We start from the raw sequence: 10,155 nt of genomic DNA, 5'->3' as shown, positions 1-10,155 counted from the left end.
GAAACCGAACCTACCAGACTGGATTTGCGACAGTTGTTTTTTCTTAAATTGACACCTATGGTGCGGTTAAGAAACCGCATCTACCGGTCCTAGCGGTGAAAATCCGATCGAAAAATGGACAATTGAATGATTCTGCGGCAAATCAATTTTCCCAAAAACGGATAAGAAGTGAATACGGGATATAGAGATTCCTTTACGTTTAGGCAAGTTTGTCACTTCCTGTTATCTCTGAAAGTGGAACTTGATACCTTACTTCCTTAACCTGTATTATATCGGTTATCTGGTTAGCAGGATTCCGTATAATATAAAGTTCCGGTTGCGTTGCAACATTAAGAACGACGTAGAGAAAGTAATCGTCCTTGAGTTGCTTGGCTCTGAACCACTCGTTGGAAGTGAGCGTAACAGGTGCGCGGTCCGCGCGAGCTTTCACTTCAATGCATCGGACTTTGCCATCCGGGGTTTTTGAGCGGAGATCGAAGCCCAGATTCTCTGCCGAGATATCCTCTACGATGTGCCCCTGTTTTTCTTCATGACGCGTAGCAGACTCCATACCGATCCGTTCAATTTCCGATTTGTTATACGGTTGAGTGTCTGTATCATCGACCTGAGTAGCAGGTATGATGCGAATTGCCCCAGCAAAGGTCGGTGGTTTTCTGGCGAGCGTCACCTCTTGCCGACATGTTTCTTCTAATCTTTCTTTTTCTTCCTCATAGTGACGTTTCTGTTCCGCCTTGTTTTGGGTAACCAATCTGACATCTTCGCCCTTTTCACTACGCGCCCCAAGTTCAAGCAGTTCACGATCCAATTTAAGGATGAGTTGATCTAATGAGGCGATACCGTATTTTCTTTTGATGTTCACCTGTCGTTCCCGTTCTTCGGTAAGCTCTTGCTTATATTGCTCTAAGTGAATGCGTACTTGTGTTCCAAATTTTTCTTCAAGTTCTTGTATCTCTATGGGTTCTCGGACTGGTCCCGCTTCTACTTCTCGGAAGTCCCAGATAAGCACTGGGTTAACTTTTTTTATAGTGTCCGAGCCATCACCGAGATAAAACGCAAAGAGACGTTTTCCTGTTACATTCTCCGCTCCATCTCGGATTTCACCTTCATAGAATACAATAACCCCCTTATATATACCATCTGGATCTTCAAAGCAGGCACCCATTTTGAGAGCTTCGGCGTAAGTTTGTTCGGCATATCGCACAGTTGCTTCAAAAAGTGGATGACCGAAAGAAATGAATTCAGCTGTTGGATCTATAGAGGCATGCGCTTTATCAAACGTTACTTTTGGGTAACTTCCGCGTGTCAACGCCGGGTACATCTGCCTGAACTGCAAGTCCTCGCTGATTTTCGCTATTTGGGAAGGTACACGTTCAATTTTAAATAAACCATCTTGGCGTTTATGAAGAGTACGATTGAGAGTTTCAAAAGTTTTTCGGAAAAACTCACGTGTATATTCAGGGATAAGTCCGTGTTCGCGCGCCTGTTGCTGGAGCTCATTTACTTGAGGCAGGTTGATATAAGGCGAGACAAGCGTATCCTCGTTGAAATTCTTAAAGAAGTTTAACTGTCCAGCATCAAGGGTGGTGTCAATTTCCTCAAGAAGTTGGGCATGGTTACGTGTGCTTGCAGCAGCTTCAAGCATGAGTTGTGCCAAATTCCTCTTGGGAAAAAGTTCTCCAATAACATCATAGACGCGATCTCTGCCGAGCGCATCTCGGATGGTATCAAGTTTTTCAAAGAGGCGGTTAAAAACAGCCCCTTCCCGAGTATCGGACGCGACAAGGTTGATAACATGAACCTCGTTTTTTTGTCCGTAGCGATGAATTCGTCCCATCCGCTGCTCAAGACGATTCGGATTCCACGGTAAGTCGTAGTTAATCATCAAGTGACAGAATTGGAGATTAATACCCTCGCCTGCAGCCTCCGTTGCAATGAGGATCTGCGTTTCGTCTTCAAAGATTTGTTGTGTTTCTACCCGCTTTTCGTGTGGCATTTTTCCATGGATGACGGATACAGAAAAACCCCATGCCTTCACCTTCTGGGCTAGGTAATCCAGCGTATCAAAGTACTCAGTGAAGATGAGAATCTTTTCATTAGAGTGTTGCCCGTTTAGTTCATCAAGTGCTTTTTTGAATTGTTGTAGCTTAATTTCCTTTTCACTGTCAATAATCTGTTGTGCCTTACGTTCAAGGTATTTGAGCGTCTCGATCTCATCTTCTAACTCCTCCCTGTTTTCGGCAACGGAGAGGACTTCCCATTGCTGCTCCCGCTCCCAGCGTTCGGCTTCACCGAGATCTTCTATTTCGTCGCGCTGCTGCTCGGTCGGTGCTGTATCCACTTGAAGTGTGACACTCTCAAGTAATTCTGTTAGACGTTTTTGTCGGCGTTGAAGTGAGATGCAGAGCGCGTAGGTACTGGAGGCAAGTCGTCGTTGCAAGATAACCAGTGCAAAAGCGACATTGTTTCGCTTCTGTGAATCCTCAGAAAATCGGTTGTACTGCTCACGGATGTACTCGGAGAGCGCGTTATAAAGTTCCATTTCGCGTTCAGATTCTGCACCAAGGCGAAACGGTTTGGTCTGGACGTGGCGAGGTAAGAAAAGGGGTTTTCCTTCAAAATCTTTAAGGTCTTCCTTTACTCGCCGGATGAAGAGCGGATTATCCTTCTTTCTAATGGATTCTTGAACTTGGGTTGGATCTGCAAAGAAACCAGGCTCAAGTAAATCGAGGAAAAGTCGAAAGTTTTCAGAATCGCCCCGATGCGGTGTTGCCGTGAGAAAGAGAAGGTGTGTTGTGCAGTTAGAGAGACATTTACCCAACTTATACCTCTTAGTTTCACCGTACTGATCGGCAGCCATCTTATGCGCCTCGTCAACAATAATCAGGTCAAAATGAGTGTTGGCTATTGTCTCACGGATTTCATCTTGGCGAGCAAAATCCATGGAGGTAATCAATTGTTGTTCACGATGCCAGACGTTTTCATGTTGATGTGAATTGACGTAGGCACGCGTGACATGAGTAAAGTTCTCCTCAAATCGTGTCTTCATCTCTTGTGTCCACTGCGTGATTAGGTGCCCCGGAGCAACAATTAAGATACGTTTAACCTGATTTCGGAGTTTAAGTTCCTTCGCAATGAGCCCCGCCATAATCGTTTTACCAGATCCCGGGTCATCAGCTATGAGAAAGCGGATACGCGTCTGCTTGAGAACCTGCCACACCGCTTCAATCTGATGCGGTAGCGGGTCAACCTTTGAGATGCTAATCGCAAAGGTTGGATCGTAGAGAGCCGCATATCGGTAGCGTTTCGCCTCAAGTCCAAGAAAGGCGTGACGAGCATTACCTGTAAAATCTACTTGTGTTGTAACACGACGCAATTCATCCGCTTCTACTGTAGTAATTTCCTCATTGATAGATGTCTGTGAATTCGTCAGGGTCCCAACAATGTGAAAACCACCGTCTGGAAGTGGCTGATAAGCCAAAACTTGAACTGGTTCGGACCAGAGAGGTCCTTCAACTATTGTACCGTAAGTAATATCAGAAATCATGATTTTCTCCATTGGAGCCGCAGACTATTCAGCACAACCGATACACTGCTAAATGCCATTGCAAACGCGGCAAGCATCGGGTGTAGTTCTCGGAACATTGTCGGCACGAAAGATAGTGGATAAAGTGCGCCTGCTGCGATAGGAATTAAAAGCACATTGTAGAAAAATGCCCAGAACAGGTTCTGTTTAATCGTGCGCATCGTTGAGCGGCTCAGCCGAATGGCATCTGGGAGTCCACGCAAATCGCTGTGCATGAGCGTCACGTGTGCTGTCTCTCTGGCAATATCGGTGCCTGTGCCGAGTGAGATGCCAATATCGGCTTGTGCCAATGCGGGGGTATCGTTAATGCCATCGCCTACCATTGCAACGAGTCCACCATTTTCCGTCTGTAGCTTCTTAACAGCTGCCGCTTTATCTTCGGGTTTGAGTTCTGCCATGACATCGCTAATCCGTGCAGCCTTGGCGATCGTATCAGCCGTAACGCGGTTATCCCCCGTCATCATTGTTACAGTACATCCAAGTTCGTAGAGCTCCGAGACTGCAGCTTGTGCTTCGGGTTTCAACGTGTCCGCGACCGCCAAAAGCCCAACAACGTACCCATCAACAGCAACCCATAGGACAGTTTTCGCCTCAGTCTGTAGACGCGCTGCTTCTTCTTCAAATCCGTTCGTGGGAACACTGTGTTGTTGAATTAAGGGTAAATTGCCTATGATGACACTATTTTCACCCACTTGTGCAGCGATACCGTGCCCAACAACTGCCTCAAACGCACTTGGCGTAGCGATGTCCAGTCCACGTTCCTTAGCGGCTTGGACAACTGCTTTTCCGATGGGATGTTCACTGCCACGCTCCGCAGCAGCAGACAGTTGTAGGAGTTCCGATTCGTCTTTATCTGTGAGAATATCGGTAAGCGTGAGTTTGCCCTCTGTCAAGGTGCCTGTTTTATCGAGCACAATTGTGGTTAAGTCCCCAGCGCGTTCAAGTGCTTCACCGTTTCGGAAGAGGATGCCGCGCTGCGCACCGATACCGGTTCCCATCATAACGGCGGTCGGGGTGGCAAGTCCCAATGCACAAGGGCAGGCTGTGACGAGGATTGCAACTAAACGGAGCATTGCCGGGGTGAATCCTGCTCCGATGAGAAACCACCACACGAGAAACGTCACAACGGCAATCGCGGTGACAACAGGTACAAACACATTTGTGACTGCATCGGCAGCGCGTTGGATGGGAGGTTTGCTCTGTTGCGTTGTCCGTACCAATTGGACAAGACGGGCAAGTGCCGTTTCTGCCCCTATATGTGTGGCTTCCATTGTGAGCATGCCACTCTGATTCATCGTCGCCGCGATCACAGCGTCGCCCGGTACCTTATCTACAGGTACGCTTTCTCCGGTGAAGACGCTTTCATCAATGGCACTTGTGCCGCTGCGCACCACACCATCAACAGGAATACTTTCGCCGGGACGCACAAGAAGGACATCTCCAACACCGACCTGTTCAATAGGAACGTGTTGTTCCTCGCCGTTTTCTAAGCGGCACGCTGTTTCGGGAAAAAGTTTCGGGAGTTTTTTGAGGGCTGCGTTTATCTTACCTTTGGCACGTGCTTCAAGTAGTTTCCCTAACTTAATCAACGTAACGATAACTGCGGCTGTCTCAAAATAGACATGCGCGCCGAAGCGTTCCCCCCCGCCCGCTGTTAGTGCAATCGTTACAACGAGACTATAGAAAAACGCTACGGATGTGCCCATTGCAACGAGTACATCCATATTGGCGGATCGGTTGCGCAGTGCCTTAAAGCCGCCGATGTAATAGTCCCAGGCGACATAACCCTGCACCGGTAATGCTAAACCAAACATCAGCCAGTTAACCCAGTGCGCAGATGCCCACTCACCCAACAGGTTCATGTCTCTACCCATGCTGAGGAGAAAAAGTGGGAGCGTGAAGATTACACCGACAGTGAATTGTATCTTTTGCCGTCGGGATTCCTCAGCGCGAGCTTCGTCCTCTTCGTCCTCACCGACAACGTCAAAACCGAGATCTCGGATCTTATCAACGATGGTTTCCTCGCTGAGTGTGGATGTATCGAAGGTAACCGCTGCATATTCGGTGGCGAGGCTAACCTCTGCGGCAAGGATACCATCCATCTTTTTAAGATGCCGTGTGATAGTACTTGTACAGTTTTCGCAGTGCATTCCGGTGATAGGGAGGTTAATTTGTTGTTCCATAATAGTTACCGGTTATCAGTTGTCAGTTTAAAGAAGTGTATGATGTCGTCAAAATCTTTTATCAAAATGGGGTGTACTGAATAACGATATATGTTAGGAAGGCTGTTTTTATCGGAATGTAGGGATTGCTCTCATAGGGCAGGTACGCATACCTGCCCTGAAAATATAATTCGGACACAATCTGCTATGTTAGATGCACAGGTAGGCCAGTTTCCAGAGATTCATTGGCAGCGATAGATAAAATAGCAGTTTTCGCGGCATCAGCGTAGGGGGATCGGATTGCACTGCCATCTCCGGTGCGAACTGCCTCAATAAAGGTACTATCCATATCAATCGTACAATTGTTTTGCGGGTTCCACGTGGTTTTCTCATCGGCAGTAGAGAGCACAAGGGCACTACGGAGATGGTATTCAAGCGAACCGTCCTCACAAAAGATGTCTAACCCAGAACGCCGCATTCCATTCGTTGTGAAGCAAGCGGAGAACATAATGCCGAAAACACCACTTTCAAATTGTAAAGAGACCGCAGACGCTTCCTCAATATCGTAATCGGTATCTGGAATTAAATCGTAGCGTGCGACGGCATAAACGGTTTTGACTTCGCCGAAGAGGTACCGCGCCATATCAAATTCGTGTGTCGTCTGCTCCATGAGCTGTCCACCAGATTTCGCTTTCTCGCGCCACCATCCACCGGGCATGCCGCCCATCCAGTAGCCCATGAAGAATCCGACGCGTCGGGAAGCAAGGAGTTCCTGCGCTTTGTCGATGATGTCAAGATAACGTTCCTGGTATCCGGCAGCGGTTATGATACCTTTTTCTTCTATTTCCGCTGCAATGTCCTTCGCATCATCGGTATCCATGTGGACAGGTTTTTCCACAAACATCGGTAGTCCGGCAGCAACAACAGCACGCTCAGGTGCCCCGTGGGCAAAAGGCGGAATTGAGATATAAACAGCATCCAATTCCTCATGTGCGAGCATCTGGTTATAGTCGGCGTAGGCTTTACCGCCGTACTGCGTGACAGCCTGTTCCGCTTTCTCAACTACAATATCACAGAAGGCGACGAATGTTGAGCCGCCTATCTCGGTTAATTCGCGCAGATGGCGATTCATGTTGCCACCTGTGCCGATAAAGCCTAATCTAACATCTGACATAGCGTCCTCTTTTTCGTTTTCCTTAAGACTTATGCAAAATTACTCACTTTGTTATTAGCACAATGGAAGAATGGAAGTGTGGAAGACTGGAGGTTCATTTTCTATCCTTCCGCACCTCAGTTTAATATCCATCGGTTTTCAGTCCGCAGGCTGACTGCCGATGGTTGAAAGCCATTAAAAAACAGAATTCTGTGCTGGTGTGAGCATGAGCGATGGTAGAATACCGATAAGCAGCACACCAATCGCTGCGAGGACTAACCCCACAACAAGTGTGCTCGGATACGAGGTGAACGTCAGTTCCTCTTCCGGCTCACGCATATACATCGTTACGACGACGCGCAGGTAATAGAACGCCGATATTGCGGTGTTTATAGCACCGATAATGACGAGCCAGATATGCCCCGCTTGAACCGCGGATTTGAAGATATATAATTTCCCAACAAATCCGGCAGTTGGTGGAAAACCGGCGAGCGATAAAAGCATTACCGTCATAAACATCGCGAGTAGCGGCTTTCGGAGTCCAAGTCCAGCGTAATCAGAAATCATTAGACTCTCACCATCTTCCGTTTTCGCCAAGATAACCGCACCGAATGCACCAATGTTCATCACACAATAAATGAGCAGATAAAGCATCGCACTGGAGATCCCATCGTTATTTGCAGCCGCCAATCCAATTAAGACATAACCAGCATGCGCAATACTGGAATACGCGAGCATCCGTTTGATGTTCGTTTGGGCAATTGCAATAACATTGCCAACGGTCATTGTCAACATCGCCAATACAATGAGAACGCTTCCCCACTCCACTTGTAGGTTCGGTAGTGCTTCCATGAAAATTCTGAGGAACGCTGCAAATCCAGCCGCCTTCGGTCCGGCGGAGATAAACGCCGCTATTGTTGTCGGCGCGCCTTCGTAAACATCAGGTGCCCACTGATGGAATGGAACAATCGCAACTTTAAACCCAAACCCAACGATGAGCAAGAACATCCCTGCTAACAACAGAGGCGATTTATTCGGGGCTGCAATTGCCTCAGCAATTGCGGGTACACTTGTTGTGCCAGCACCGCCATAAATTAGCGCAATTCCGTACAAGAAAAACGCACTCGCAAATGCACCGAGCAATAAGTACTTCATCCCAGCTTCGCTCGAAGCGGGACTTTCCCGAAAATAACCCGCCAACACATACAGCGACAACGACATCAGTTCCAAGCCGAGGAAGACGATAATCAGTTCGTTGCCAGCAGCCATTAACATCATACCCAGCGTTGCCAGCAAAATAAGTAGATAATAAGGTCCCTGCTTCCTGTCATTTCTGTCCAAATAACTCATCGAAATCAACGCAACCAAAATCGTGGAGACGAGGAAGATGATGTTGAAGAAGAGCGAGAAATTATCTACTTTAAACATTTCATTGAATTGGGTGCCGACCGTGCCAGCGTGGTGCATCTGTATAGAAACCCACAGCGCGATCCCAGCCCCAACGATCGTCATCCAGCCAAGGACTGCTTTTGAGATCGAGTCAAACAGGTCAAAAACGAGGACAATGAGCAGCGTTAAAGCGATAACCAGTTCCGGCATCAGCAATCCCCAGTTAATTACCGGCATTTAAAATCTCCTTTTTTTGTGGCTATCGGCTATCGGCTATCGGTTGTCAGTAAAGAGTAATTAGGGCAGTGAAGTAATACGCAACTGCCAAACACTGAAAGCCGACTGCTGACTGCCGACTGCCATTACAGGAACACAAATGTTACAACCACAAAGAGCGGGAATAAGATCACCACTGACCAGAGCATATACCCGAAAAAGCTTGGCATGCGGATACCGCTTTGTTCCGCGATTGCTTTGACCATGAAATTCGGGGCATTGCCGATATAGGTATTCGCGCCCATGAAAACTGCTCCGACAGAGATAGCCGTTAGCAATTTGATAAACTCAAGGTGTTGTGGTTCCGTCAATTGACCTGTCAGAATTTGCGGTACAACTGTTTCAGTAAGGTGTAATTTTCCAAGTGCGGTATTGAAGAATGTCAAATATGTTGGGGCATTGTCCAAGAAACTGGACAAAACACCAGTAATCCAGAAATAGTGGTACGGTTGTTGCATAGCACCAATTAAACCTGCCAGCGCGCCGTTCTCCCCTGCTTTCAGGATTGCCAATGCTGGAATAATGGTCATAAAGATACCAGCAAACACCTTGGCAACCTCTTCAATCGGCTCCCATGAAAATTCGTTGGATTGACGTAATTCACCACTGAAGGGTGTATATTTAAGTGACAGTAACCCCATAATAACAATCAAGGCTTCACGCGCAATATTTTGCCAATATACATGAACGCCAAGGATGTTGACCTCGCCCCACTTGAAAGTACCGCTCATGAGAACAGCAGCAATGATCCCGAACAGGAAGACGAGGTTGAAAAGTCCCTCTACGCGAACAGGTTCATTGGTTCCATCGTCTGGTACCACGCCTCCTTCGCGTTTAAACATCAAAGTGTCAAATATAAAGAACAGAATAAGTAACACTACGCTTATAAGTAACATGTGCGGGAATAATGCCGTAGTTGTCCAGAAGAACGGCACGCCGCGGAGAAACCCGAGGAATAGAGGGGGGTCTCCTATTGGTGTTAAAGAACCACCGATGTTACTTACGAGAAAGATGAAAAAGACAATTAGATGAACCTTATTCTTTCGGTATGCATTTGCTCGGATTAAAGGACGGATCAGGAGCATTGATGCGCCTGTAGTTCCGACCCATGATGCGATCACTGTGCCGATTAACAGTAAGAACGTATTGAGGACCGGTGTGCCACGCAACGTGCCACGCACGAGAATCCCACCCGCAACTGTGAACAAACCCCACAAAAGAAGGATGAATGGGATATAGTCTAATAGATAGATGTGCAGGATGTCGTAAAAAGCTTCTCCTCGAAAAGCAACAAGATAGGGGATCGCGAAGACTGATGCCCAGACCAACGACATTTTCCCACCGTGATGAACGAGAAAGTGTGAGTCTAACACAAGTGGGAAAATTGCAATCGATAGCAAAATACCAACGAAAGGAATAATACTCCAGATAGGCAATTTTGCGCCGTCTACGCCATGACCATGATGTGCACCTTCGCCGCCATGCGGGTCATCTGCGCCCAAGGCTTCCATTGAAACAGCTAATACAAGTCCGAAAATTACACAGAGAATAAGACAAGATGCAAGTTTAAACTTCATTTATAATCGAGAGTC

The 10,155-nt window shown here is 47.3% G+C and carries 5 protein-coding genes; all 5 read right to left on the bottom strand.

From position 1 onward, the window contains the following. Nucleotides 1-199: 199 nt before the first annotated feature. The 5 genes from OXH39_21870 to OXH39_21850 all read right to left on the bottom strand — a co-directional run bounded on the left by OXH39_21870 (nucleotide 200) and on the right by OXH39_21850 (nucleotide 10,140). On the bottom strand, nucleotides 200-3,544 hold the full coding sequence (locus OXH39_21870) for a helicase-related protein (protein ID MCY3553116.1): 3,345 nt from the start codon (nucleotides 3,542-3,544) through the stop codon (nucleotides 200-202). Continuing rightward, nucleotides 3,541-5,766, bottom strand: a complete 2,226-nt coding sequence (locus OXH39_21865; protein ID MCY3553115.1) for a heavy metal translocating P-type ATPase — start codon at nucleotides 5,764-5,766, stop codon at nucleotides 3,541-3,543. The genes OXH39_21870 and OXH39_21865 overlap by 4 nt, the downstream gene beginning before the upstream one ends. Before the next feature lie 184 nt (nucleotides 5,767-5,950). Further along, nucleotides 5,951-6,919 (bottom strand): Gfo/Idh/MocA family oxidoreductase, encoded by a 969-nt coding sequence (locus tag OXH39_21860; GenBank protein ID MCY3553114.1) that lies wholly within the window; start codon nucleotides 6,917-6,919, stop codon nucleotides 5,951-5,953. Nucleotides 6,920-7,093: 174 nt separating this feature from the next. Next, complete coding sequence (locus OXH39_21855; protein MCY3553113.1) at nucleotides 7,094-8,524, bottom strand: NADH-quinone oxidoreductase subunit N; 1,431 nt, start codon at nucleotides 8,522-8,524, stop codon at nucleotides 7,094-7,096. Nucleotides 8,525-8,649: 125 nt separating this feature from the next. Further along, entirely contained in the window at nucleotides 8,650-10,140 is a 1,491-nt protein-coding gene (locus tag OXH39_21850) for a sodium:proton antiporter (GenBank protein MCY3553112.1), read from the bottom strand. Nucleotides 10,141-10,155: the final 15 nt, after the last annotated feature.

The sequence above is a fragment of the Candidatus Poribacteria bacterium genome (assembly GCA_026702755.1).
GTDB lineage: Bacteria > Poribacteria > WGA-4E > WGA-4E > WGA-3G > WGA-3G.
This window is presented reverse-complemented; position numbering and strand designations above follow the sequence as displayed.